General features: G+C 70.8%; 21 protein-coding genes. 12 read left to right on the top strand and 9 right to left on the bottom strand.

The genetic code is table 11. From position 1 onward, the window contains the following. Positions 1-458 precede the first annotated feature (458 nt). Positions 459-1,469: a helix-turn-helix domain-containing protein gene (locus tag ACFWY5_RS04625; RefSeq protein WP_379614433.1), complete on the bottom strand. Its 1,011-nt coding sequence runs from the start codon at positions 1,467-1,469 to the stop codon at positions 459-461. Positions 1,470-1,919: 450 nt separating this feature from the next. Between ACFWY5_RS04625 and guaB the strand changes: the two genes are divergently transcribed. After that, the gene (gene guaB / locus ACFWY5_RS04630; RefSeq protein WP_379614431.1) at positions 1,920-3,401 is read left to right on the top strand and encodes an IMP dehydrogenase; all 1,482 of its coding nucleotides are present in this window, start codon (positions 1,920-1,922) and stop codon (positions 3,399-3,401) included. Positions 3,402-3,404: 3 nt separating this feature from the next. Continuing rightward, positions 3,405-4,523: a GuaB3 family IMP dehydrogenase-related protein gene (locus ACFWY5_RS04635; protein WP_379614429.1), complete on the top strand. Its 1,119-nt coding sequence runs from the start codon at positions 3,405-3,407 to the stop codon at positions 4,521-4,523. A gap of 56 nt (positions 4,524-4,579) precedes the next feature. On the opposite strand, the gene ACFWY5_RS04640 is transcribed toward ACFWY5_RS04635, so the two are convergent. Then, positions 4,580-5,155 carry a dihydrofolate reductase family protein gene (locus tag ACFWY5_RS04640; protein WP_379614427.1) on the bottom strand — a complete coding sequence of 192 codons (576 nt, stop codon included), beginning with the start codon at positions 5,153-5,155 and terminating at the stop codon, positions 4,580-4,582. A 69-nt stretch (positions 5,156-5,224) separates the two neighbouring features. Here ACFWY5_RS04640 and ACFWY5_RS04645 point away from each other — a divergent pair, with 69 nt between their 5' ends. Together ACFWY5_RS04645 and ACFWY5_RS04650 are read left to right on the top strand one after the other, a co-directional pair. Then, entirely contained in the window at positions 5,225-5,797 is a 573-nt protein-coding gene (locus ACFWY5_RS04645) for a TetR/AcrR family transcriptional regulator (protein ID WP_379614425.1), read from the top strand. 30 nt (positions 5,798-5,827) lie between these two features. Then, positions 5,828-6,211 (top strand): hypothetical protein, encoded by a 384-nt coding sequence (locus tag ACFWY5_RS04650; protein ID WP_379614423.1) that lies wholly within the window; start codon positions 5,828-5,830, stop codon positions 6,209-6,211. On the opposite strand, the gene ACFWY5_RS04655 is transcribed toward ACFWY5_RS04650, so the two are convergent. Further along, entirely contained in the window at positions 6,189-7,280 is a 1,092-nt protein-coding gene (locus ACFWY5_RS04655; RefSeq protein WP_379614421.1) for a sensor histidine kinase, read from the bottom strand. The genes ACFWY5_RS04650 and ACFWY5_RS04655 overlap by 23 nt on opposite strands. Beyond that, positions 7,277-7,930 carry a response regulator transcription factor gene (locus ACFWY5_RS04660; RefSeq protein ID WP_379614419.1) on the bottom strand — a complete coding sequence of 218 codons (654 nt, stop codon included), beginning with the start codon at positions 7,928-7,930 and terminating at the stop codon, positions 7,277-7,279. The genes ACFWY5_RS04655 and ACFWY5_RS04660 overlap by 4 nt, the downstream gene beginning before the upstream one ends. A 111-nt stretch (positions 7,931-8,041) precedes the next feature. Between ACFWY5_RS04660 and ACFWY5_RS04665 the strand changes: the two genes are divergently transcribed. Continuing rightward, a complete protein-coding gene (locus ACFWY5_RS04665; protein ID WP_379614417.1) occupies positions 8,042-8,239 on the top strand; it encodes a hypothetical protein in 198 nt (65 codons plus the stop codon). 228 nt (positions 8,240-8,467) lie between these two features. Here ACFWY5_RS04665 and ACFWY5_RS04670 read toward each other — a convergent pair whose 3' ends face one another. Beyond that, the gene (locus tag ACFWY5_RS04670; protein WP_379614415.1) at positions 8,468-9,238 is read right to left on the bottom strand and encodes a DeoR/GlpR family DNA-binding transcription regulator; all 771 of its coding nucleotides are present in this window, start codon (positions 9,236-9,238) and stop codon (positions 8,468-8,470) included. A gap of 129 nt (positions 9,239-9,367) precedes the next feature. Between ACFWY5_RS04670 and ACFWY5_RS04675 the strand changes: the two genes are divergently transcribed. From ACFWY5_RS04675 to ACFWY5_RS04690, 4 genes are all read left to right on the top strand, one after another. Further along, positions 9,368-10,243 carry an SIS domain-containing protein gene (locus ACFWY5_RS04675; protein WP_379614413.1) on the top strand — a complete coding sequence of 292 codons (876 nt, stop codon included), beginning with the start codon at positions 9,368-9,370 and terminating at the stop codon, positions 10,241-10,243. Then, positions 10,240-11,385 (top strand): N-acetylglucosamine-6-phosphate deacetylase, encoded by a 1,146-nt coding sequence (gene nagA / locus ACFWY5_RS04680; protein WP_379630522.1) that lies wholly within the window; start codon positions 10,240-10,242, stop codon positions 11,383-11,385. Before ACFWY5_RS04675 ends, nagA begins: the two co-directional genes overlap by 4 nt. Then, on the top strand, positions 11,385-12,413 hold the full coding sequence (locus ACFWY5_RS04685; RefSeq protein ID WP_379630523.1) for a 1-phosphofructokinase family hexose kinase: 1,029 nt from the start codon (positions 11,385-11,387) through the stop codon (positions 12,411-12,413). Before nagA ends, ACFWY5_RS04685 begins: the two co-directional genes overlap by 1 nt. A gap of 65 nt (positions 12,414-12,478) precedes the next feature. Then, the gene (locus ACFWY5_RS04690) at positions 12,479-13,309 is read left to right on the top strand and encodes a ketose-bisphosphate aldolase (protein WP_379614407.1); all 831 of its coding nucleotides are present in this window, start codon (positions 12,479-12,481) and stop codon (positions 13,307-13,309) included. Here ACFWY5_RS04690 and ACFWY5_RS04695 read toward each other — a convergent pair. Then, positions 13,293-14,129: an alpha/beta fold hydrolase gene (locus tag ACFWY5_RS04695; RefSeq protein ID WP_379630524.1), complete on the bottom strand. Its 837-nt coding sequence runs from the start codon at positions 14,127-14,129 to the stop codon at positions 13,293-13,295. The genes ACFWY5_RS04690 and ACFWY5_RS04695 overlap by 17 nt on opposite strands. Positions 14,130-14,262: 133 nt before the next feature. Between ACFWY5_RS04695 and ACFWY5_RS04700 the strand changes: the two genes are divergently transcribed. The 3 genes from ACFWY5_RS04700 to ACFWY5_RS04710 all read left to right on the top strand — a co-directional run bounded on the left by ACFWY5_RS04700 (position 14,263) and on the right by ACFWY5_RS04710 (position 19,432). Next, entirely contained in the window at positions 14,263-15,984 is a 1,722-nt protein-coding gene (locus ACFWY5_RS04700; RefSeq protein ID WP_379614403.1) for a glycerol-3-phosphate dehydrogenase/oxidase, read from the top strand. Continuing rightward, positions 15,981-16,481 carry a DinB family protein gene (locus ACFWY5_RS04705; RefSeq protein WP_379630525.1) on the top strand — a complete coding sequence of 167 codons (501 nt, stop codon included), beginning with the start codon at positions 15,981-15,983 and terminating at the stop codon, positions 16,479-16,481. The genes ACFWY5_RS04700 and ACFWY5_RS04705 overlap by 4 nt, the downstream gene beginning before the upstream one ends. Positions 16,482-16,567: 86 nt before the next feature. Further along, the gene (locus ACFWY5_RS04710) at positions 16,568-19,432 is read left to right on the top strand and encodes a M36 family metallopeptidase (RefSeq protein ID WP_379630526.1); all 2,865 of its coding nucleotides are present in this window, start codon (positions 16,568-16,570) and stop codon (positions 19,430-19,432) included. Positions 19,433-19,473: 41 nt separating this feature from the next. On the opposite strand, the gene ACFWY5_RS04715 is transcribed toward ACFWY5_RS04710, so the two are convergent. The 3 genes from ACFWY5_RS04715 to ACFWY5_RS04725 form a co-directional block, all read right to left on the bottom strand. Beyond that, positions 19,474-20,658 carry an AAA family ATPase gene (locus ACFWY5_RS04715; protein WP_379614397.1) on the bottom strand — a complete coding sequence of 395 codons (1,185 nt, stop codon included), beginning with the start codon at positions 20,656-20,658 and terminating at the stop codon, positions 19,474-19,476. A 65-nt stretch (positions 20,659-20,723) separates the two neighbouring features. Then, entirely contained in the window at positions 20,724-22,772 is a 2,049-nt protein-coding gene (locus tag ACFWY5_RS04720) for a beta-propeller domain-containing protein (protein WP_379630527.1), read from the bottom strand. A 32-nt stretch (positions 22,773-22,804) separates the two neighbouring features. After that, entirely contained in the window at positions 22,805-24,898 is a 2,094-nt protein-coding gene (locus ACFWY5_RS04725; protein WP_379630528.1) for a protein kinase, read from the bottom strand. Positions 24,899-25,023 lie beyond the last annotated feature (125 nt).

The following is a 25,023-nucleotide window of genomic DNA, read 5'->3' on the forward strand; positions in this document are numbered from 1 at the left end:
CTAACGCAGCCTGGGCACTAATAAGCACCGCACCGACCCCTTGTGCCGCATTCACCCCGGGACCACAGCTCCCGAAATACCGGCAAACTCCCTGCCAAAGCCCTGGCCAGGCCCCGGGTCCACCTTCCCGACCACGCTGAGGTCCGCTGGTTCGGCCCTCCGGGTTCGGGGCCCGCCGCCTTGGGCCGGCCGGCTCGGGTCGGCTGCTCGGATCGGGCTGTGCCCGGGCTGCTTGTCGGACGGCGCTTCGAGGTGGCCGCCTCGGGTTGGTCGGCCGGAGTGGGCTGCGCTCGGGTGGGTTGTGCTCGGCCGCTTGCCGGTGCCTCTGAGCTCACCGCGCGGGTGCCCGGGGCCGCTGCTTCGCCGCGTGGGTGCGCTGAGGTGTGCCGGCCGGGGTCCGGGACGGTGGCGCGGGTGATACCGGGGGTGAGGGGCGGGGCCGTACCGGAAAGGTGGGGTTAGCCGAGCCAGCCGCGGCGGGAGGCTTCGACGCCGGCGTGGAAGCGGGACTGTGCCCCCAGTTCGGCCATCGCGTCGGCGAAGCGGGCGCGGACGGTGCGGACCGAGACGCCGAGGTGGCGGGCGATCGAGTCGTCGCACATGCCCTGCGCGGCCAGCCGCAGCACCTGGACCATGCCGTCGCCCCGCCGCCCCCACGGCAGGGGTACGGAGCGGCTCCACAGTTCCTCGAAGAGCGAGCGCAGGACGCCGACCACGATGGGCGCGCGGACGAGGTAGAAGTTGTAGGCGTGGTCGGGCAGGCCGCCGCCCCACAGCGCGGGCAGGCCGGCGGCTTCGGGGCCCGCGGTCATGAACCAGCTGGGCACCCGGTCGAGCGTGCGGACCCTTCCGCCGGACTCCAGCAGGCGCGTGAGCTGGTCGCGGACGCCTGGCAGGGCCAGGGTGGTCACCGGGATCACCGCGCGCATGCTGAGCAGGCGGCGTCGCTGGGCGTCGATCCAGGGGTCGGCGAACTTGTGGACGAAGTCGGTCATGGTGCGTTCGTCGGGGATGGCGATCAGCAACTCCAGCGGAGGAGCCTGTACGGCCATGCCGACCACGCTCTCGTAGAGCACGTCGGCCCCGCTGACCAGTTCGACCGGGAAGGGGCCGCTCTGGTAGTGGCGGCCGGCGTCGTAGTCGTGGATGAGGCCGCGGATCGAGCCCAGGGCGGAGTCGATGCGCCGGCTCTCCTCGGCCAGCCGGTCCAGTCGTTCGGCGATCAGCCGGCCGAGGGCGGCGGCCGGGTGCCGGGCGAGGTACTCGCCGGACCGCTCGTCCACCACGCCCAGCCGGACGAGGTCCTCAAGCTGCCTGCCGACCCTGTCGGCGGGGCCGTCCATGGCCTCGGCGAGCTCGGCCAGCGTGGCGCGGTGCAGGCGTAGGACCGCGGTGTACAGCGCGGTCTGTGCCGGGTCGAGGCCCAGCGTCTCGAGTGGATCGGAAACGGTGGTGGGCTCGTTACGCATGTGGGGGGCTCCGTAGGGGGGACACGGGCGTGCGGCGAGGATAACCCGGCACCGGACCTCTGTCCGGGTGTTGCTCTGACTCCTTCGGCGGGGGTGCAACTTCGTGCAATTGCACGTTTTCACATTGCGGTGTGCCCATGAGTAACGCAGGCTTAACCCAGCGTCGGCATCAAGGGTCGGGCGACGCGGCCATCAGGACGCGGAGGGGGGTTCGGTGGCGTAGAGCGCGTCCGACCAGATGCCGGTGGCCGGAGGAACCGGGCGGATCACCGACCGGCCGGTTCCTCCGGCACTTTTGTGCCTCTCCGGGGGCGCCGGGGAGACGGCGGTCCGTGGGGGTCATCGTCCCCCCGGCGCATTCTCACCCCCATCTTGCGGACCCGCGCGGTTCCGTTTGCAGGCAGGCCCTAAACTTGTCGCATCAGCGCATAGGCAGGAGGGGGCCGCAGCATGTCCAAATTCACCCAAACGGGGTTGACCTTCGATGACGTGCTGCTCGTGCCGGGATATTCGGATCTCCAACCGGGGGAAGCGGAGACCGTCACACAGCTGTCGCGCAACATCACGCTCGCCATCCCGCTGGTCTCCGCGGCCATGGACACGGTGACAGAAGCGCGCATGGCGGTGGCCATGGCCCGGCAGGGCGGCATCGGCATCCTGCACCGCAACCTGTCGATCGAGGAGCAGGCCCAGCAGGTCGACCTGGTCAAGCGGTCGGAGGCCGGGATGGTGACGAATCCGGTCACCTGTACTCCGGACGACACACTGGCCGACGTCGAGAGGCTGTGCGCGACGTACCGGATCTCGGGCGTGCCCGTGACCGACCGCGACGGCATCCTCGTCGGCATCGTCACCAACCGTGACATGCGCTTCGAGACCGACCAGAGCCGCCCGGTGCGCGAGGTCATGACGCCGATGCCGCTGGTGACCGCGCCGGTGGGCGTGTCGCGTGACGACGCCTTCTCGCTCCTGCGCAACAACAAGATCGAGAAGCTGCCGCTGATCGACGGCGACGGCCGGTTGCGCGGGCTCATCACGGTCAAGGACTTCACCAAGAGCGAGCAGTACCCGCTGGCTACCAAGGACGCGGGCGGCCGCCTGGTCGTGGGCGCGGCCGTGGGCGTGGGCCCCGACGCAGAGCTGCGGGTCAAGGCGCTGATCGAGGCCGGAGTCGACGTCGTCGTGGTGGACGTGGCCCACGGCCACTCCAAGGGGCTGGCCGACATGATCGCCACGGTCAAGGCCAACAGCAAGGTCGACGTGATCGGCGGCAACATCGCCACCAGGGCGGGCGCGCAGATGCTCGTCGACGCGGGCGCCGACGCGGTCAAGGTGGGCGTGGGCCCCGGCTCGATCTGCACCACCCGCGTCGTGGCCGGGGTGGGCGCGCCGCAGGTCACCGCGATCCATCAGGCCTCGCTTGCCTGTGGTCCCGCGGGGGTTCCGGTGATCGGCGACGGCGGCCTGCAGTACTCGGGCGACATCAGCAAGGCCATCGCGGCGGGTGCCGACGCGGTCATGCTGGGTTCGCTCCTGGCCGGGTGCGAGGAGTCCCCGGGCGAGCTGATCTTCATCAATGGCAAGCAGTTCAAGTCCTACCGCGGCATGGGTTCCCTCGGCGCGGTCCGCAACCGCGAGCGCGGCGGCATGTCCTTCAGCAAGGACCGCTACGCGCAGGCGGACGTGGGCGGCGAGGACAAGTACATCCCCGAGGGCATCGAGGGCCAGGTGCCCTACCGCGGCCCGGTCTCGGCGGTGGCCCACCAGCTGGTGGGCGGTTTGCGCCAGGGTATGTGGTACTCAGGATGCCGCACGATCGCGCAGATGCACTCCGACTGCGAGCTCATGCCGATCACCGCGGCGGGCCTCAAGGAGAGCCACCCGCACGACATCCAGATGACCGTTGAGGCTCCCAACTACCACAGAAGGTAAAACATGACTCAGGTGGAGATCGGCCGGGGCAAGACGGGCCGCCGGGCGTACGCGCTCGACGAGATCGGCCTCGTGCCCTCGCGGCGTACCCGTGACCCGGAAGAGGTCTCGATCGCCTGGCAGATCGACGCTTACCGGTTCGAGCTGCCTGTCGTGGTCGCGCCCATGGACAGTGTCGTCTCGCCGGCGACCGCGATCGAGATCGGCCGCCTCGGCGGCCTGGCGCCGCTCGACCTCGAAGGGCTCTGGACTCGTTACGAGGACCCGTCGCCGCTGCTGGAGGAGTGCGCCGCGCTCGACTCGGCCGCGGCCACCAAGCGGCTCCAGGAGATCTACGCGGCGCCGATCAAGGAAGAGCTGATCGGCCGGCGTATCGAGGAGATCCGCGCCTCGGGCGTCACCGCCGCCGTGCGCCTGTCGCCGCAGCGCACCGTGCAGTACCACAAGACGGTCATCGACGCGGGCGTCGACATCTTCGTCATCCGCGGCACCACCGTCTCGGCCGAGCACGTCTCGGGCAAGGCCGAGCCGCTCAACCTCAAGCAGTTCATCTACGAGCTCGACGTCCCGGTGATCGTCGGCGGCTGCGCCACCCACACGGCGGCGCTGCACCTCATGCGGACCGGCGCGGCCGGCGTGCTGGTCGGCTTCGGCGGCGGCGCCTCCCACACCACCCGCAACGTGCTGGGCGTGGCGGTGCCGATGGCCACGGCCATCTCCGACGTGGCCGCCGCCCGCCGCGACTACATGGACGAGTCCGGCGGCCGGTACGTGCACGTGATCGCCGACGGCGGCATGGGCACCTCCGGTGACATCGCCAAGGCGATCGCCTGCGGCGCCGACGCGGTCATGGTGGGTTCGCCGCTGGCCAGGGCGGCCGAGGCGCCGGGCCACGGGTTCCACTGGGGCTCGGAGGCCCACCACCCCGACCTGCCGCGCGGGCGGCGGGTGGAGTTCGGCACGGTGGGCACGTTGGAGCAGATCCTCCACGGTCCCTCCAGCGTGGCCGACGGCTCGATGAACCTCATGGGCGCGCTGAAGCGCACGATGGCCTCCACCGGCTACTCCGACATCAAGGAGTTCCAGCGCGTGGAGGTCGTGGTCGCGCCGGTGCAGCGCTGACGTCCGCGACACGAAGGACCCGCCCCCTCGGGGTGCGGGTCCTTTTCCGTGTACGGCTAGCCACGGGTGAACCAGGTGACCTGGGCCCCGTTGTCGAAGCTCTCGCGATGGGTGGGCGTGAACAGCGTCGGGTCGAAGCCGCCGGAGAAGGCGGCCACGCCGTCGCCGGCCACGACCGGGTAGCTCTTGATGATCAGCTCGTCGATCTCCGGGAGCACGCTGGCCGCGATCTTGCCGCCGCCGGCCAGCCAGACGTCCATTCCGGTGTCCTCGGCCTTGAGGCGCCTGACCAGCCCGATGGGGTCCTCGGTGACCAGCTCGACGGTGGGGTCGTCGATCTTTCCCAGGGTGGTGGAGACGACGTACTGGCGCAGGTGGGCGTACGGGCTGGTGACATTGATCTCCAGGGCGGGGTCGTAGGTGCCGCGGCCCATCACGAGGGTGTCGAAGCGCTGGTTGGGTGTGCCTTCGAGGCCGACGTGGGCGCGTACGTGCGTGGGCAGGGTCTCGGGGTAGCGGGCGTTGATCCAGGCCGACATCTGGTCGGAGAGCGGGTAGAAGTCCCACTGGTTGGCGGGGCCGGCGATGTAGCCGTCGATGGAGACGCCGACGTAGTAGACAAGCTTTCGCATCTTTAACTCCGTGTGTAGTACTCTGTTTGAAGTGGTTTCAACGTAGTACTACAGATGGAGTGGTGTCAAGTGCGGAAGAATCCGGAGCGGCGGCAGGCGTTGGTCGACGCCGCCATCGAGGTGCTGGCCAAGGAGGGGGCGCGCGGGCTGACGTTCCGCGCGGTCGACGCGGCGGCCGAGGTGCCGACGGGCACCGCGTCCAACTACTTCAGCAGCCGCGACGACCTGCTGACCCAGGCCGGCGGGCGCATCTACGAGCGGCTGCTGCCCGACGACGAGACCATGGCCCTGGCCGACGTGGGGGGCCAGGATCGCGCGCACTTCGCCCGGCTCATGCACGAGCTGGTCGACCGGGTCATGGCCTTCAACACCGGCTTCCTGGCGCTGCTCGAACTGCGCCTGGAGTCCACGCGCCGCCCCGAACTGCGCGAGGTCGTCACCAAGCGCATCCGCGCCGACGTGGATCAGAACATCGCCAATCACGTGGCCTCCGGCCTGCCGGGCGACTCCATGACGGTGGTGACGCTGATGCTCGCGCTCAACTGGCTGATCATGGAACGGCTGACGCTGCCCGAACTCTTCTCCGAGCAGGAGGCGCACGAGCTGGTCGACGTGCTCGTGGAGCGCCTGATCGGCCGTTGACAGTTTATTGGATAGTGCTACTATCTAATCATGATGACTCCTTGGGTGCCGGGACCCGCTGCCGGTCACACGGGCGACGTGCAGGTGATGGCCTCCCGGTTCGAGCTGAAGAGCCTGGCCCAGGTGCCCGGGTTCCTGCTCCAGGCGATGCGGATGCTGTTGCAGGCCCGGCGTAGCGCGGGGGCGGTGGGGGCCACGTTGAAGGCGGCGCCGTTCAGGAAGACCTTCTGGACGTTGTCGGCGTGGACGGACCGCGCGGCGCTCGGCGCGTTCGCCGGGGCGCAACCACATCGCGGCATCGTCCAGGCGTACAAGAGCGGCATGGCGGCATCGACGTTCGAGTTCTGGACGGCCGCCGCCCCCGCCGGTTGGGACGAGGCGCACGAACGCCTCAAGGACGAAGTGGCAGGGTGACGCGCACGCTCAGGCCGCCCTCGGGCGGCGCGCTGAGGTCGAGCGTGCCCTGGTGGGCCTCGACGATGGCGGCCACGATCGACAGGCCGAGACCGAGGCCGTCGCCCGAGGCCCGCCGCCCCGGCTCCAGCCGCCGGAACGGCTGCACCAGCATCGGAACCTGCTCGGACGGGATCACCGCGCCGGAGTTCGTGACGCGGAGGGTGGCAGCGGCGCCGTTCGCGCCGGTCTCCACCGTGATCCGGCCACCCGGCCCGGTGTACGTCACGGCGTTGCCGACCAGGTTCGCGACCAGGCGTTCCAGGAGGGCGCGGTCACCGGAGACCGGCGCGGGAGCCAGGGTCGCGCGGACGCCCGGATGGCCCAGGAACGGCTCCGCGACGGCGGCCAGGTCGAGCGGCTCCCGCCGCCCAAGGCCCTGCTGGCCGCGGGCCAGTGTCAGGAGCGCCTCGATGAGCCGCTCCTGGTGCCGTCCCGCGGCCAGCAGCCTTTCCAGTACGGCCCGCAGCGCCACCACGTCGGCGTCCGGATCGGCCAGCGCCACCTCGGCCATCGCGCGCTGAAGGGTCAGCGGCGTGCGCAGCTCGTGCGAGGCGTTGGCCACGAAGCGGCGCTGCGCGGTGAAAGCCGCGTCGAGCCGGTCGAGAAGCTCGTCGAAGGTGTCGGCCAGCTCCCTGAGCTCGTCGTCTGGTCCGGTCGCCGACAGGCGGCGGTCCAGCCGGTCGGCGGTGATGCGGCGTACCGTCGCGGTCATCACCCCCAGCGGCCGCAACGCCCGCCCGGCGACCAGCCACCCCAGCCAGAGGGAGGCCACGGCCATGGCGCCCAGCGCGATCAGCGAGTTGACCAGCAGGCGCTTGGACATGACCGGTTCCCGGAGGACGCCCAGCGCCGGTTCCCGGACGGTCACGGCCGCCGAGACCCCGCCGACCGGCAGGACGGGGGCGGCCGGTGGGCTGGGGAAGGGAGAGTGCTCGACCAGGAGATAGGTGAGCCCGACCAGAAGCGCCCCGGCCAGGACGAACAGGCCGCTGTAGAGCGCGGTCAGGCGGAATCGCACGGTCCTCATATGCGGTATCCGGCCTGGGGGATGGTTTCGATCAGCGGAGGGTCGCCGAGTTTGCGGCGCAGGCGGCTGATCGTCACCTTCACCGTCTGCGTGAACGGGTCGGCGAACTCGTCCCAGCCGCGCTCCAGCAACTGCTCCGCCGAGACGACCGCGCCCTGCGCGGCCAGCAGCAGCTCCAGCACCGCGAACTCCTTCGGGCTCAGCGTCAGCCGGCGTCCGTCGCGAGTGGCGACCCGCGTGGACGGATCCAGCCTGAGCCCACCGCGAACCAGCACTGGCGGCAACGCGGGCCACGCCCGCCTGGCAAGCGCGCGTACCCGGGCGACCAGCTCGGCGAAGGCGAACGGCTTCGGCAGGTAGTCGTCGGCGCCGATGCCCAGGCCGGTGACGCGGTCGGAGATCGTTCCCGCCGCGGTGAGCATGAGCACCCGCGCGGGCGAGCCGCCGTCCGCGAGCGTCCTGCAAACCTCGTCGCCGTGTACGCCGGGCAGGTCGCGATCCAGGACCACCACGTCATAGGCGTTGGCCGCCGCGCGTTCCAGCGCCGCGTGGCCGTCGAAGACCACGTCCACGGCCATGCCCTCGCGCCGCAGCCCGGCGGCGACCGTCAGGGCCAGTTCCTCGTGGTCCTCGACCATCAGCACCCGCATGATGCCCCAGAATGCCCCGCATCCGGTTACAGCCGGGTAACCGCGGAGGTTCCCGCCCCGCAACCGCCGCTCCGGTTGCCTGGTGCCAGCGCAACCGAACCGGAGGACACCATGCTGGGATCCACCCTGAAAGTCGTGGCCGTGACCGCGGCCGTGATCGCCACCACCGTGGCCGCGCCCCGGCCCCCCGCCGTCGCCCCGCCCGCTCACGACGGGGTGAAGGCGTTCACGGAGTGCGTGCGCTCGCAAGGCCTGCCCGAGTTCCCCGAGGTCATCGTCTCGGAGGAGGAGCTGGTCACAAGCCGGTGAGAACCCGGCTGGGGTGCACGCCACAGACGCCGCCGGGCAAGGGTGGGCCGGTTTCGGGGGCCAAGAATTCGGGTCTCAGGGGGACGACGTGGGCCGTTGCGGTGGGGACCACGTCCGACGTGAGAAGCGATCCCCACGATCGGGGCGCGCGCACGACGGCGGGTGGCGGTGGGGCGGCTTGCCGTAACGGATAGGCGCTCGAAGAGAGGGCGAGGCGTGAACCAAGCGTCAGGCGCGGATCACCTTGACGCCCGCTTCGGAGAGTTGGTCGAAGAGCGCGTCGGAGAGTTGTTCGTCGGTGACGAGGGTGTCGATCTCGGACAGGGGGCAGATGCGGGCGAAGGCGCGTTTGCCGATCTTGGATGAGTCGGCGACCACCACCACCTGGGCGGCGCGGCTGGCGAGCAGGTGGTTGACGCTGGCCTCGCCCTCGTGGTGGGCAGAGGCGCCGAGTTCGGCGTCGAGCGCGTCCACGCCGAGGAACGCCGCGTCGAGGGTGACCTGGTCGAGGACGCCTCCGGCCAGCGGGCCGATGAGTTCGTAGGACTGCTGGCGGGCCACTCCGCCGGTCACCACGATCTTGACGTGCTGGCGGACGGTCAGTTCCGAGGCGATGTTCAGCGCGTTGGTGACGATGGTGAAGCCCGACTCCAGCGTCGAACGAGTGGCCAGCGTGCGGGCCAGTTCCGAGGTGGTGGTGCCGCCGTTGAGGCCGATGACGGCGCCGGGGTTGACGAGTTCGGCGGCGGCCGCGGCTATGCGGTGCTTCTCGTCGGCGTGCCGGGCGGTCTTGTAGCGCAGCGGCAGGTCGTAGCTGACGCTCTGGGCTACGGCCCCGCCCCGCGTGCGCATGAGCATCTGCTGCTGGGCGAGCTGGTCGAAGTCGCGGCGGATGGTGGCGGTGGAGACCTCGAGCGCCTGGGCGGCTTCCTCTACGGAGAGACGGCCCTCCTGGGCGAGCAATTCGAGAATCGCGTTCCATCTGTCATACCTGGACACGATTTGCCTCCTGGGTGATCCGTCAGGAGCAAGCGTGGCACAACCAGGGAGGTCAGAGCGAACAGTGCAGTTTCCTGCTCCATTCTGGTATAAAAAACGCAGAAACAATCAACTCTGGGGAGGTAAGTGGTGACCACCCACACCGAGGCAGAGATCGCATCTCAGCCCGACTGCTGGCGCCGTGCCGTCGAGAACGTTCCCGTCGACGCGCTGCCGCGACCGGGAGAGCGCGTCGCCGTCGTCGGCTGCGGGACCTCCTGGTTCATCGCGATGGCCTACGCCACGCTGCGCGAGCGGGCCGGGCTGGGCGAGACGGACGCGTTCGCCGCCTCCGAGGCGCCCACGGGACGCCGCTACGACCGCGTGCTCGCCCTCACCCGCTCCGGCACCACCACCGAGGTGCTTGAGCTGCTCGGCAAGCTCGGCGACACCAGGACCACGGCGATCACCGCCGACCCGAACACCCCGATCATGAGCGCGGCCGAGCAGGTGATCGTGCTCGACTACGCCGACGAGAAGTCCGTCGTGCAGACCCGCTTCGCCACCACCCAGCTCGCCATGCTCCGCGCGAGCCTCGGCGAGGACCTCACGAAGGCGATCGCCGACGTCGCGGAGGCGGTCGCCGCGCCGCTGCCCGATCAACTGGTCGAGGCCGAGCAGTTCAGCTTCCTCGGCTCCGGCTGGTCGGTGGGCCTGGCTCAGGAGGCGGCGCTGAAGATGCGCGAGGCGTCGCGGTCGTGGACCGAGGCGTACCCGGCCATGGAGTACCGCCACGGCCCGATCAGCATCGCCGGGCCCGGCCGGGTCACCTGGATGCTCGGCGCCGCCCCGGAAGGGCTGCGTGAGCAGGTCGAGGCCACCGGGGGCGGGTTCTTCGAGTCCGAGCTGGACCCGATGGCCGAACTCGTCCGCGCCCAGCGCGTGGCCGTCGCGCGCGCCTTCGCCCGTGGGCTCAACCCGGACGAGCCCCTGCACCTCACGCGATCTGTGATCCTTTCTTCATGAGCATCACAGCATCCGTCACTCTCTCCGACGCCCGCATCGTGAGCCCCGAGGGGGTTCACGACGGGTGGCTGACCATCGAGGACGGCCGGGTCACGCACGTCGGCCAGGGTCCGGCTCCGCGTGACGGTCACAGTCTTGGCGGACGCCACGTCGTGCCCGGGTTCGTGGACATCCACAACCACGGCGGTGCGGGCGGCTCCTTCCCGACCGGCGACCAGGAGACCGCGCGCGACGCGATCGCCCTGCACGGGAAGCACGGCACCACCACGATGGTGGCGAGCCTGGTCAGCGGGCCTGTGACCGGTCTCGCCGCCGCGGCCGCCTCGCTGGCCGACCTGTGTGACGACGGGCTGCTGGCCGGGATCCACTTCGAGGGTCCCTACATCTCCAAGGACCGCTGCGGCGCGCATGACCCGGCCGCGCTGCGCGATCCGTCGCCGGGGGAGTTCGCCGGGCTGGTGAAGGCCGGGCGCGGGCATGTGCGCATGGTCACCATCGCCGCGGAACTGCCCGGCGCGCTCGACACCATCCGCGAGGCCGTCGGCTCCGGCGTGATCGCCGCCATCGGGCACAGCGATGCGACGTTCGAGCAGACGCAGGCCGGGATCGAGGCGGGCGGCAGCGTCGCCACCCACCTGTACAACGCGATGCCCGCGCTGGGCCACCGCGCCCCCGGGCCGATCGCCGCGCTGCTGGAGGACGAGCGGGTGACCGTCGAGCTGATCAACGACGGGGTGCACGTGCACCCGGCGATGATCAAGCTGGCGTTCGACGTCGCGGGGCCGGGCCGTACCGCGCTCATCACCGACGCCATGATGGCCACCGGCCTGTCCGACGGCGTCTACAAGCTCGGCAACATGGACGTGAACGTGGCCGGTGGCGTGGCCAGGCTGGCCACCGACGGCACGATCGCGGGCAGCACGCTCACCATGGACGTCGCCTTCCGGCGCGCGGTGCGGATGGCCGGGCTCACGTTGCCCGAGGCGGTGAGCGTGACCTCGGCGACCCCGGCACGCGTGCTCGGACTGTCGGACCGGCTCGGCACGATCGCCGCGGGCAAGTTCGCCGACCTGGTGGTGCTCTCCTCCGACCTTGAGGTGGAGGGCGTGATGCGGCGCGGAATCTGGATCACGGAGCCCTGATGATCGTCACTGTCACCCTCAACGCCGCCCTGGACACCACCTACCGGGTCGGGGCCGTGGACTGGGACGGCGTCAACCGCGTCTCGGCGGTTCACCGGCGGGCGGGTGGCAAGGGCGTCAACGTGGCCCGCGTGCTGGCCGCCCTCGGTCACGACGTGCTGGCGGTGGGCCTCGCGGGCGGCCCGACCGGCCAGGCCGTCCTGTCCGACCTGGACTCCGCCGGGCTCGCGCACGCCTTCACGCCGATCGCGGGCGAGTCCCGCGCCACACTGGTCATCTCCGCCCACCCCGACGATCCGCCTGCCGCGGAAGATCCGTCGGGCGGGGGAGATCCGTCGGGCGGGGGAGATCCGTCGAGTGCGGGTGGTCTGTCGGGTGCGGGAGGTTTTGCGGGTACGGCGGTGCCCGCCGCGGGCCGGACAGCGTTGTTCAACGAGCCGGGGCCCGAGGTGACACCCGACGAGCTGCGAAATTTCGTGATGTCGTATGAAGCGCGGGTCAAAGCGGCCGATGCGGTCGTGATCTCGGGGAGTCTGCCCCGAGGTGTGCCTGCCGACTTCTATGCCACGCTGGCCCTGATCGCCGCCCGCCACGGCGTGCCCGCCATCGTCGACGCCGACGGTGAGCCGCTGCGCCACGCCCCCACCGGACGGCCCACGATCGTCAAGCCCAACCACGAGGAGCTGGCCAGGGCGGTACCCGGCGGCACCCCGGCCGAAGGCGCCCAGGCCCTGCGCTCCCGTGGCGCCGAGTCGGTGGTCGTCTCCATGGGCAAGGACGGGCTGCTGGCCGTCACGCCGGAGGGGGACTTCCGGGCCCGCATGCCGTACACGGTGGCGGGGAACCCGACGGGCGCGGGCGACGCGCTCGTGGCCGGGCTGGCACTGGGTTTGGTCGAGGCGGCCGCCTGGCCGGAACGACTGCGCCGAGCCGCTGCCCTCGGCGCCGCCGCGGTCGCCGCCCCGGTAGCAGGCGACTTCGACCACAACGTCTACACCGACATCCACCCAAAAATCGACATTTCCTAACCCACACCCGCCCCAGCAAACGGCCCCGGTTCCTGCCGGGACATCCCGATCTGAAGGAGCCCGTCATGCCCCTCGCCGGAATCGGCGACATCATTGCCAGCTCCCCCGCCGGCGTCGGCGCGTTCAACGTGATCCAGCTGGAGCACGCCACCGCCATCGTGGCCGGCGCCGAGGCCCTGGGCCTGCCGGTGGTCCTGCAGATCAGCGAGAACTGCGTCCGCTACCACGGCGCCCTCGCGCCCATCGCCCGCGCCTCGCTGGCCGTGGCCGAGCTGGCCAAGGTGCCGGTGGCCGTTCACCTGGACCATGCCACGCGGCGTGACCTGGTGGAGGAGGCGGTGGAGCTGGGGATCGGGTCGGTGATGTTCGACGCCTCGGCGCTGCCCGACGAGGAGAACGTGCGGGTCACGGCCGAGGTGGCGGCGTACTGCCATGAGCGGGGTGTCTGGGTGGAGGCCGAGCTCGGCGAGGTCGGTGGCAAGGACGGCGTGCACGCGCCCGGCGCGCGCACCAAGCCGCACGAGGCGGTCGACTACGTGGCCCGTACCGGCGTGGACGCCCTGGCCGTCGCGGTCGGCAGCTCGCACGCCATGACCACGAAGGACGCCGTCCTCGACCTGGGCCTGATCGCCGAGCTGCGCGCGGCGGTGCCGGTCCCGCTGGTGCTGCACGGCTCGTCGGGCGTGCCCGACGAGACCCTGAGCGCGGCGGTACGGCAGGGCATGAAGAAGATCAACATAGCCACGCACCTCAACAAGGCGTTCACCGGCGCGGTCCGCGACTACCTGGCCGGCGACGAGAAGGTGGTCGACTCCCGCAAGTACCTCAAGGCCGGCCGCGAGGCGGTGGCCCGCGAGGTGACGCACCTGCTGAGGGTGCTCACGACTCCCGCATGAACCGGAGGAACTCCTGAGGGTCGTCCAGCCAGGGGAAATGCCCGGCGCCTGGCTGGACGGCCATGACCCCGCGCGGGAACAACCTGGCCAGCTCCCGCACGACCTCGGGCATGGCTCCCATGTCGTACTCACCGGCCAATAGGCGCACCGGCCCCTCGAAGTCGCCCAGGGCGGCCCGCGTGGACGGCGGGTCGAAGGCGTCCTGGCCGTAGACGCGCGCGGCCTCGTCGTTGCGCAGCGCGTCCTCGGCGGCGACGCGGGCACGGGCGGCCTCGTCCCAGCGTCCCCAGGAGAACGGCGCGATGGCCGGCCAGTCGCCGGGCCCGCCGCGGCCTTCGGTGATGTTCACCAGCGCGGCATAGGCGCCGGCGAACCAGGGCTCGTCCCTCCTGAGCATGGCGAACTCGCGCCGCCGCGCCCCCGACGGCATCAATCCGACCGCGTACACGCTGGGCGTGACCAGCGTCAGCGACCGGACGCGCTCGGGGTGGCTGGCGGTGTAGAGGACCGCGAGGTTGGCGCCGGCGGAGTGCGCGAGCAGGTCGAGCCGCTCCAGGCCGAGGTCGCGGCGCAGGGCCTCCACGTCGGGGACGAGCCGGTCACAACGGTAGGTGGAGGTGTCCTCCGGTACGGCGGAGCCGCCGGTGCCGCGCAGATCGAGCATGACCAGGCGCCGCTCCTCCGACAGTCCGCCCAGGTCGCCGAGATAGCCGGAGGCGGACATGGGCCCGCCCGGCAGGCAGACCAGCGGCTCGCCGCGGCCGAGCTCGTGGCGGGCCAGGGTGGTTCCGTCGTCGGCGGTGAAGGTGGTGGTGGTCATGGCCGACAAGCCTGGAGGAACCAGGTCACGAACGAGGCGGCGCCGTACAGCACGGAGAAGGAGGGAATGTCGAAAAGGGGGAATAGGGTCGGGGAGGGACAGCCGACGGCGAGGACGAGCGGCAGGGGGACAGATGTCGGGTAAGGGCGCACTCGGGCCGGATGACCGGACGGCGGCGCTTGCGGCCATGGGGGAGCGCGAGCTCGATCTCGTCGTGGTCGGCGGCGGGGTCGTGGGCGCCGGCGTGGCGCTCGACGCGATCACACGCGGGCTGCGGGTCGGCGTGGTGGAGGCCAGGGACTTCGCCTCCGGCACCTCCTCGCGCTCGTCGAAGCTGATCCACGGCGGCCTGCGCTACCTGGAGCAGCTCAACTTCGAACTGGTCCGCGAGGCACTGCAAGAGCGGGCGCTGCTGCTGCAGCGGATCGCGCCGCACCTGGTACGGCCGGTGCCGTTCCTGTTCCCGATGACGCACTTCGGGTGGGAACGGCCCTACGTGGGCGCCGGCGTGGCCCTGTACGACACGCTCGGCCTCGCCTCCGGCCAGAACAGGGGCGTACCGGGCCACCGGCACCTGTCGCGCAGCCGCGCGCTGCGCCTGGCGCCGGCGCTGAAGAAGTCCTCGTTCACCGGCGCCGTGCAGTACTGGGACGCGCAGGTCGACGACGCGCGCTACGTGATGACGCTGCTGCGCACGGCCGCCTCCTACGGCGCGCACGTGGCCCAGCGCGCCCAGGTGGTCGGCTTCCTGCGGGAGGGCGAGCGCGTCACCGGGGTCCGGGTACGCGACCTGGAGAGCGGGGCCGAGCTGGACGTACGCGCCCAGCAGGTGGTCAACGCCACCGGCGTCTGGACCGACGACATCCAGGAACTCGTCGGCGGACGCGGCCAGATCCACGTACGCGCCTCCAAGGGCATCCACCTGGTCGTCCCCAGGGATCGCATCCACTCGCGCACCGGCATCATCCTGCGCACGGAGAAGTCGGTGCTCTTCGTCATCCCGTGGGGCCGCCACTGGATCATCGGCACCACCGACACCGAGTGGACGCTCGACAAGGCGCACCCGGCCGCCTCCCGCGTGGACATCGACTACCTGCTCGACCACGTCAACGCGGTGCTGTCGGTGCCGCTGACGCGCGACGACGTGGAGGGCGTCTACGCGGGGCTGCGCCCGCTGCTGTCGGGCGAGTCGGAGGAGACCTCCAAACTGTCGCGCGAGCACGTCGTCGCCCACCCGGTGCCGGGACTGGTGATGATCGCCGGGGGCAAGTACACGACCTACCGGGTGATGGCCAAGGACGCCGTCGACGCCGTGGCGCACGGCCTCGACCAGCGGGTGCCGCGCTCGTGCACCGACCGCATCCCGCTCGTGGGCGCCGAGGGCTACCAGGCGCTCTGGAACGGCCGCCAGCGCCTGGCCGCCGAGTCCGGCCTGCACGTGGCCAGGATCGAGCACCTGCTCCAGCGGTACGGCTCGCTCATCCACGAGGTCCTGGCCCTGATCGAAGCCGACCCGTCGCTGGGCGGCCCGCTCAACGGCGCCGACGACTACCTGCGCGCCGAGATCGTCTACGCCGCCACCCACGAGGGCGCCAGGCATCTCAACGACGTGCTGACCAGGCGTACCCACATCTCGATCGAGACCTTCCACCGCGGCCTGGCCGTCGCGCACGAGGCGGCCGAGCTGCTCGCCGGGCCGCTCGGCTGGGACGACGAGCAGGTCAAGCGCGAGGTGGAGTACTACACCAAGCGGGTCGAGGCCGAGCGGCTGTCGCAGGAGCAGGACTCCGACCAGGCGGCCGACGCCATCCGGCTGGGCGCGCCGGAGATCGTCCCGGTCCCGGAGCGGTCATGAGCGAACCGTCCCAGCGGCTGTCCGACCCGCGCGAGCTCTTCCTGGCCTACCTCGACTGGTACCGCGAGGTGGTGCTGCGCAAGCTCGACGGCCTGCCCCAGGAGGAGCTGCGCGGCAGCCGCCTGCCTTCTGGGTGGTCGCCGCTGGAGATGGTCAAGCATCTGGCGTACATGGAGCGGCGCTGGATCCGGTGGGGCTTCTGCGGCGAGCCGGTCGAGGACCCGTGGGGCGACCACGAGGACGGCCGCTGGGCGCTGGCGCCGGAGGACACCCTGGAGAGCCTGCGCGCCTTCCTCCTCGAACAGGGCGAGCACACCCGGCGCGCCGTATCGTCCGCCGACCTGGTACGGCAGGCGCCGCCCGGACCCCGGTTCCGGGAGGGCGTGCCGCCTCCGGCGCTGAGCTGGATTCTTTTCCACGTGCTGCAGGAGTACGCGCGGCACGCGGGGCATCTGGACGTCGTTCGGGAGCTGGCCGACGGCGTGGTGGGTGAGTAAGTATTCGCATTACGTAGGTCCTACGTATAGGCGTCGCCCCTGATCGTGATCGATGTTGGCTGTTGATCCCGATCAGGAGGACCTTCATGCGACGACGCATCCCGGTACTCGCCTTACTCGCCGGCGCCCTTGCCTTATCCGGCGCGGGCGTCGCCTCCGGTGAACAGGCCCAGCAGGCCCCGCCGGCGACGCCCGCCGTACACGGCGACGACCACGGCAAGCCGGACATCGACAACAGGAAGGGCGAGGTCAGCCCGCCCGCACAGGCCAGGAGAAGCGGCAAGGAGACCGTCCGCTGGAACGCTCTTGGCACCGCCTCCGTGGTCACGGCCGACACGCCGCTGGCCGAGGGGCTCTCGTCCGATCCGGAGCAGGCGGCCCGCGCCTATCTGGCGGCCAACCCGCAGCTCTTCGGCGAGGCTCTCGGCTCGCTGGAGAAGGTGGCGATCAACCCCATCGGCTCCGGCTTCGCCGTCATGCTGCGGCAGAAGTTCGGCGACCTGCCCGCCGGAGCGGACGGGATGGTCGTGGTCGGCGTCCAGGGCGGCAAGGCCGTCTACGCCTCCTCCTCGCTGTCACGCTCCACGGCCGTGCCTCCCGCGGCCGCGATCACCGAGCAGCGGGCGCTGGAGATCGCGGCCCAGGACGCCGAGATCGACCTGGCCTCGGCGACGACCAAGCAGGTCACCGCGGTGGCGGTGCCCGCGGGCGAGAACGTGCACAGGGCGTTCCAGGTCGTGCTCATCGGCAAGGACGTCGGGTACACGACCCACGTCGACGCCGTCAGCGGCACGATCCTGCTGCGCGAGAACCTGGCCGACCAGTTCGACCCGGAGTGGTCGGTGTTCCCGGCCAACCCGCCGTCCGACTACTCCTCGACCGACAACCGCCAGCGCTGGTGCGCCACCCCCGGTCCCGGCTGCGCCCTCGTGGTCGGCGGCGACCCGGCCACCGGCAAGGCGTGGGACGTGGACCACGCGACGGACACGCCCACGAACACCAGCCTCGGCAACGCGGCCCGCACGTTCGAGAACCGCGCCAGCGGCGACCCGTTCACGGTCGGCACCCGCAGCAACGTCCTGACGCCGAGCCGCAAGTACGTCTACCCGTGGACGAACGCCTGGTACAAGGCGTCGTGCAACCCGGCCGTGCTCGACCAGCCGGGCGAGGCCGACCTCGAGGCGGCGATCTCGAACCTGAGCGTGATGCACAACCGCATGCACGACTGGTCCTACCGGCTCGGCTTCACCGAGACCGCGTGGAACATGCAGGTCAGCAACGGCGACCGCGGCGGCCTCGGCGGCGACCCCGAGCAGGGCAACGCCCAGGCGGGCGCGAAGGTCCTGAGCGTGCGCGACAACGCCAACCAGATCACCGGTCCCGACGGGGTCGCGCCGATCACGAACATGTACATGTGGCAGCCGATCGCCGGCTCCTTCTACTCGCCGTGTGTCGACGGTGACTACGACATGTCGGTCATCGGGCACGAGTACACGCACGCCATCTCCAACCGCATGGTCGCCGGCCCCAACGCCGGCCTCAGCGGCGCGCAGGCGGGTGCGATGGGCGAGAGCATGTCCGACCTGTTCGCGATGGAGTACCTCTACGAGAACGGCTTCCGCCCGCGCGGCAACACCCCGTACGTCACCGGCGGTTACGCCACCGGCGACGCCGAGCGCGGCATCCGCAACTACGACATGTCCAAGTCGGACCTGAACTACAGCAACATCGCCTACGACCTGGTCGGCCAGCAGGTTCACGCCGACGGCGAGATCTGGTCCTCGACCCAGTTCGACGTCCGCAAGGCCTTCCTCAAGAGGTACGGCGACGCCTCCACCCGCGTCCAGCGCGACTGCGCCGAAGGCCGCAGGGCCATCGACAAGTGCCCGGGCAACCGCCGCTGGATCCAGCTCCACTTCGACGCGTTCCTGCTCACGGCCGTCGGCACGCTCAGCTACGTCGACATGCGCGACGCGATGCTGGCCGCCGACCGGCTGCGCTTCGACGGCAAGAACCAGGACATCATGTGGAACGCCTTCGCCGAGCACGGCCTCGGTGACGGCGCCACCAGCAACGGCACCGCCGACCCCGACCCGGTGCCCAGCTTCGTCTCCCCGCACGCCAAGAACGCCACGTTCACACTGAAGCCGGTCGGCGAGGCGAAGGACGCGGCGGTCCGCCTGTACGTGGGCGACTACGAGGGCCGCGTGGTTCCGGTGGCCGACACCGACCCGGCCACCGCGATCGATGAGACCTTCCAGATCGTGCCCGGCAAGTACGACTTCGTGGCGGTCGCGCCGGGCTTCGGCCACAAGCGCTTCTCGCTGCCGGTACTGCCCGGTCTGAAGCTGCCGCTGCCGTTGCCGCTCAGCCGTAACCACGCCTCCGCCGCGGCGGGCGCGACGGCTTCCGGCGACGGCGTCAACCAGGCCAAGCTCATCGACGAGACGGAGGCCACGAACTGGGCCTCGCTGACCGGCCCCGTGGCCGGCAAGAACGTCATCGTCGACCTGGCCGGGACCGAGCCGGTGCGCGTGGGCCGGGTCCAGGTCAGCGCCATGCTCCGGCCGAACATCGGCGACCCGGCCGACCCGGGCACGCAGAACCGCTTCTCGGCGCTGCGCTCGTTCGAGATCCTGGCGTGCGACGCCTCCACCGGGGCCGACTGCGCCAACCCGGCGAGCTTCCGCAAGGTCTACACCAGCCCGTCCGACGCGTTCCAGACGGCCAGGCCCCGCCCGCGCGGCGCCGACCTGCTGATCGAGTCGTTCCGGGTGCGGTCGTCGAAGGCCACCCACCTCATCCTGCGTACGGTGTCCAGCCAGTGCACCGGCAACCCGGTCTACGCCGGTGAGCAGGACCAGGACCCCAACTCCGCCACCGACTGCACCACCGCCAGCCCGCTGGCCGGCCAGATCAGGGCCGCCGAACTGCAGGCGTTCACGCACTAGAAAGGCATGACCCTAGCCCCGCCGCACGCCGTGCGGCGGGGCTAGCCGCTGCTTCCCGGCAGTTGCCTGCGCGAGGTCAGGCCGAGTTTGCGCAGCGCGTTGGCCACGTGCACCTCGACGGTCCTGGGCGACAGGAAGAGGCTCTCGGCGATCTCCCGGTTGGTCAGCCCCTGGGCGGCCAGGCCGATCACCTGCTCCTCGCGCGGCGACACGGCGCCCTTCGCCTCGGCCGGCGCCTCCACCCTGCGGTGCAGCCTGCGCCGGATGCCTGGGGTGATCGAGTCGTAGACCGCCTGTCTGGTCAGGGGCTGGCGCAGGCCGTACCGGCCGGGGGCGGGCTGGTGGAGCAGGCCGCGCCGTACCGCCTCGGCGAGTCCGCGCTCGCTCTGCTCGGGCGGGAGGCCGGCGATGGCGGCGAGCGACCGCTCGCTCGCCGGCTCGTCGAGCACCGCGGCCGCCTGCACGATGCGCCGCGCCGCGACCGGCAGCGCCTCGATCTTCAGCAGTACGGCGTCGCGCAACGCCGGCGGTGTCCCGGAGCTCCGGCCTTCGGCCAGCATGCGGGCCAGTTCCTCGATCGCGAACGGCACCCCGAGCGTCAGCGGCCACAGATCCGGCGGGTCGGGCAGCAGATGCTTGGCCAGCAGCGCGGTCTCCTCGGCGTCCAGCGGCGCGAGGGACAGCTGGGAGTGCCGGATGTGCGGCGGCAGGTGCGAGCGGAACGCGGCGACGGGGAAGGTGGCGTCCTCCGGGCGGAAGGTCAGCAGGAGGTTGGCCTCGGCGGGCAGGCAGCGGGTGAGGAAGGCCAGCAGTTCGCGGCTGTCGGGATCGATCCAGTGCACGTCCTCGACGACCAGCGTGATCGGCTGGAGCGCCTCGATCAGCGACAGCACAGCCCGGAACAAACGATGCCGCTCGACCTGCGGGTCCTGGACAGGAGGCGGGTCGAGCGGCAGGAGGTGGGAGAACTCCGGTAACAGGGGGCGTAACGCCCCGGTGACCGGGTTGAGGCCGGGCGGGAGTTCGGCGTCGCGCAGGGCTTCCACGATCGGGCCGAACGGGAAGCGCATGGGGTGGCAGTTGCCGACCAGCAGGGGGCTGGACAGTTCGTGGAGCAGGCGCGTCTTGCCCACGCCCGCCTCGCCGTCGATCAGGACGACCGCGGGTGGGCGGGCGAGAACGGCCGACACCTGGTCGAGTTCTCGCTCTCGTCCCACGAAAGGCATCCGCACCCCCAACATCACGGTGTCAGTGGATTTTTCACCATTAGTTGGGGACTGTCCAGATCCGTTTACGTCACCGGGATCCACGCCTTCTCGGCGAGCGTGGCGGCGTCGTTGACCTGGACGCCTTCGTAGGAGACGGTCCAGAGCTCGTCGCCGATCACCATCGCCCGCTGGATGCCGGGCTGGTAGGAGTACTCCTTCTGCGTCTGCTTCGGGTGCTTGACCATGCCGAGCTTGCTGACGCCGCTCTGGTCCACCTTCATCACCATGGCGCCGGTGGTGTTGTCCTTGTAGCCGGACAGCGGGATCACCGTCAGGCCGGTCTTGGGCCAGTACAGGAAGGCGTGCGGGTCCCACTCGGCCTCGGAGCCGGAGTCCTTCTGGAACATCTGCGACAGGCGGCGCGGGCTCGCCGGGTCGCTGACGTCGAACAACGACAACTGGGTGCCCAGCGTGCGGCCCTTGTCGCTGGCCTCCTGGCCGACGCCGATGAGCCGGCCGTCGCCCGCCGGGTGCAGGTAGGCGGAGTAGCCGGTGATCTTCAGCTCGCCCGTCACGCGCGGGGCGGCCGGGTCGCGCAGGTCCAGGGTGTAGAGCGGGTCGACCTGGCGGAAGGTGACCACGTAGCCGACCGGGCCGATGAAGCGCACCGAGTAGATGCGCTCGCCCTTGCCCAGGCCGCCGACCTCGCCGACCTTGGCCAGGGTGTCGGCCTTGAGCACGTAGACGCTGCTGGAGCTGGTCTTCTGGTCGGACTGCGTGGTGGCCACGCGCAGGTTGCCCTCGAACTCCGACAGCGAGTACTGGTTCAGCAGGCGGCCGGGCACCTTGCCGGAGGAGACGTACCTGGGCGCGCCGGCCTGGCCGACGTCGAAGCGGTGGAGTTCGGTCTCCTCGGGCGGGATCACCGGGGTGGGCCGGGCCGACACGGTGGGGTCTACGGGCGGCGCGTCGCTGGGGGTGGCGCTGGGAGTGGCGGTGGGGGTGGGCTCGGTCGGGGAGGGCTCCTCGGCGGGCGCCTGGGCGGTCGAGGCGGTGTCCGGGGAGGCGGCCGGGGTGGGTGGCGGCTCGACCGGGGTGTCCTCCAGCATCACCGGTCCGCTCGGCCACCACCAGCGCGGGTTGCTCGCCACGTACAGCGACTGGCCGGTGCCGTAGACGGTGTCGCCGTCGGCGGCCAGGCTGATCGGGTCGGTCCCGGCGGCCGTCACGCCCTGGGCCAGGTCGAGGCTGTGCACGGTCAGCAGCGAGGTGCCGGTGTAGTCGGCCGGGTGGCTGACCCGCTCGCAGGCCACCGAGTCCTTCTTGACCGTGCCGTTCTCGTCGGTGATCTCGATCTTGGGCAGCCAGGCTTCGACGGGGGCCTGCCGTACGACCTCTTGGTTGATCTTCTTGAGCTGTTCCTCGCCGATGCGGTCCTTCGGCTGCGGGAACTTGATGTCCGGCTGGCTGCGGGTCACGATGCGGACCGTCGAGCCGACCATGCGGGCGTCCACGTGCTCACCCTGGGGGCGTACGGTGCTGAGCACCTTGGGCTTGCCGGACAGGTCGACCAGGATGTACGCGGTCTGCATCTGGGGGGCGAAGCTCTTTTCCAGCATCGCCATGCCGCCGCGGTAGATCACCAGCACGCGGTCGCCGGAGATGAGCAGGTCGCCGCTCATGAAGCCGCCCGGCTGGTCCTGCTTGACCAGTTCGAGCTCGGCGGTCACCTTCTTGGTCGCGGTGTCGATCACGCGCAGCTTGCCGTTCGTGACCGTGAAGACGCGGTTGCCGTCGGTCTTGACCAGGTCGGGCTCGTCCACGCCGGCCTCGTGCACGTTCGTCGTGGAGTGCTCGGGCGTGGCCTTGGCGGTCATGGCGGTGTCCGACTGCATCATCTCGCGCGCGCCGAACGGCTGGATCCCCGGGCCGAACCCCCACGGGCCGACGTTCTCCGCCGCCTTCTGGCGCAGCCCGGCGAGCATGTCGTCGCAGCTGGAGTAGGCGACCAGGCGCACGTCCTTGCTCAGATCCAGCGGCGCCGGCTCCGGCGTCTGGGCGGTGGAGGTGCAGGCGGCGGTGGCCGTCGCCAGGGCGGCGACGGTCAGTGCCGTGCGGATCAGCGTCTTCATGTCCTCCATGACGGATGACCGGGCGAAGCGGTTCAGGAGCCTCGTGTCGGATTGATGGTGAAACTCGGGCTGAACTCCACGTCGTCGGAGACGTCCAGCAGCTTGCGGCTGAGTTTGCCGTCGAAGCCGACCACCTGGATCTCGTCGCGCGGCGCGTCGTCCTGCTCCCAGCAGAACAGGTTCGTGTTGTCGTACCAGCCGAGCACCTTGTCGCAGGCGGAGGTGAACCTGCGTACCTGCTTGCCGGTGTCCGCGTTCCACAGGCAGTGGTCACCGTCGTCGCCGCCCGGGCAGTTGGTGACGAACGTGCCGCCGTCGGGGGAGAAGACGTCCTGCGTGCCCGAGGGCAGCTCGCCCACCCCGGCGAAGTCGCGCACGGCCTTGCCCGAAGGGCCGAAGAGGCGCAGCCCGGCGTCCTTGCCGTAGACGGCGATCACGCCCTTCTCCTGGGCGTCCCATCCGTAGCCGGACTCGCGGACCTGCGTGTCGCTGACCTTGCTCATGCGGGCCTTGCCGCTCGCCACGTCGACGATCGCGAAGCCGAGGTAGATCCAGTCGCCGCCGATCTTCTTCTCGAGGTTGAGCAGGATCCGCTTGCTGTCCTTCGACCAGCTCGCGATGCTGCTGATCTCGGGGCGGCGCACGGTCTTGACCGTGGTCCTGCCACCGCCGGCCCGGTCGGTGATCACGATGTAGTCGTAGCCGTCGGAGGTGTAGTTCTGGCCCCGGCTGGCCATCATCGTGCCGTCGGGCGACAGCAGGGTCTCCTCGTTGTCGCCGTACTTCTGGAATCTGCCGTCGAGGCCGTCCCTGGCGTAGTCGACCCAGTTCTTGGCGCCCTTGTCGTAGATCTCGTAGGAGGTCAGCGTGATCGGGTCGGTGGTGCTCTCGTACAGGTAGAGGCTGGCGCCGGGCAGCTTCGCCCGCTTGATCTCGGCGGGGGGCGTGCTCTTGGTGCTCGGGCGCTTCTTGGCGCTCGGCGTCGGTGACGGCGAGGACGCGGTCGTCCCGCCCTGACTCCACGGTACGGCCAGCGCCACGCCCCCCAGAAGCAGGAGCGCCACGCCGATGGAGATCCCGATGAGCAGCGGCGCCCGCCGCTTCCGCCTGGACTCGTTGGTCGGCGCCGCCCCCCAGTGCGGCGGTCCGCCCATGCCCGGGGCGCCCAAGTTCTGGGCGGCCTGGCCCGGCGCCGACTGGCTCGGCGCCGCCCAGCTCTGTCCAGGACTTCCCGGCCCGGTGGCGAAAGGCCCCTGGCTTCCGGAAACCTGGCTGCCGTGACCCTGGCTTCCTGGACCCGTCGGGTAGGGCGGCTGCTGGGGGTGGATGGTGGCCGCCGCCGCGCCCTGCGCCAGCATGCCCCCGGCCGACGGCACCGGATGTTGCAGCAGCCGCATCATGACCTGCTCGGCGGTGGGCCGCAGCGCGGGGTCTTTCTGCAGGCAGGCGCCCACCACCTCACGCAGCGCCCCGTCCAGCGCCCCGAGGTCGGGCGGCTGGTTGAGCACCCGGTTGATGACCGCAGGCATCGTGTCGTTGCCGAACGGCGGCCGGCCCGTGGCGGCGTAGACCATCGTCGCGCCCCACGCGAACAGGTCGGCGGAAGGCCCGACGGGCTGCCCCATGAACTGCTCGGGCGGCATGTACGACGGCGTCCCCACCGCCATGCTGGTCAGGGTCGAGGTGGCGTTCAACGCGCGGGCGATGCCGAAGTCGATCACCCGCGGCCCGTCCGAGCCGATGATGACGTTGGCCGGTTTGAAGTCGCGGTGGACGATCCCGGCCTGGTGGATGGCGGCAAGCGCGGTGGCGGTGCCGATGGCCAGGCGGTGCAGCGCCGACCCGGCGCGCGGTCCCTGCTCCTGGACGATCCGGTGCAGCGACGGCCCGTCGATGAACTCGCTGACGATGTAGGGCCGCTCGTTCTCGACGCCCTTGGCCAGGACCGTGGCGGTGCAGAAGGGGGCGACCTGCTCGGCGACCTGCACCTCGCGCATGAACCGCTCGATGCTGACGGAGTCGCCGGCCAGCTCGGAGCGTAACCACTTGACGGCCACGTGCGTGCCGGCCGGGTCGTTGGCGAGGTAGACGACACCCTGCCCGCCCTCGCCCAACCGGCCCAGCAACCGGTACGGTCCCAACCCTTCTGGGTCCCCTGGTCTGAGCGGCGAGAAAGACGGCATGATTCGAATTCTGGCCTCATATGGGGATGGACGACAAAACTACCGGCCAGTAGCTATCCGGAATATCA

It is taken from the genome of Nonomuraea sp. NPDC059007, assembly GCF_042740555.1.
In the GTDB taxonomy this organism is placed as follows: Bacteria; Actinomycetota; Actinomycetes; order Streptosporangiales; family Streptosporangiaceae; genus Nonomuraea.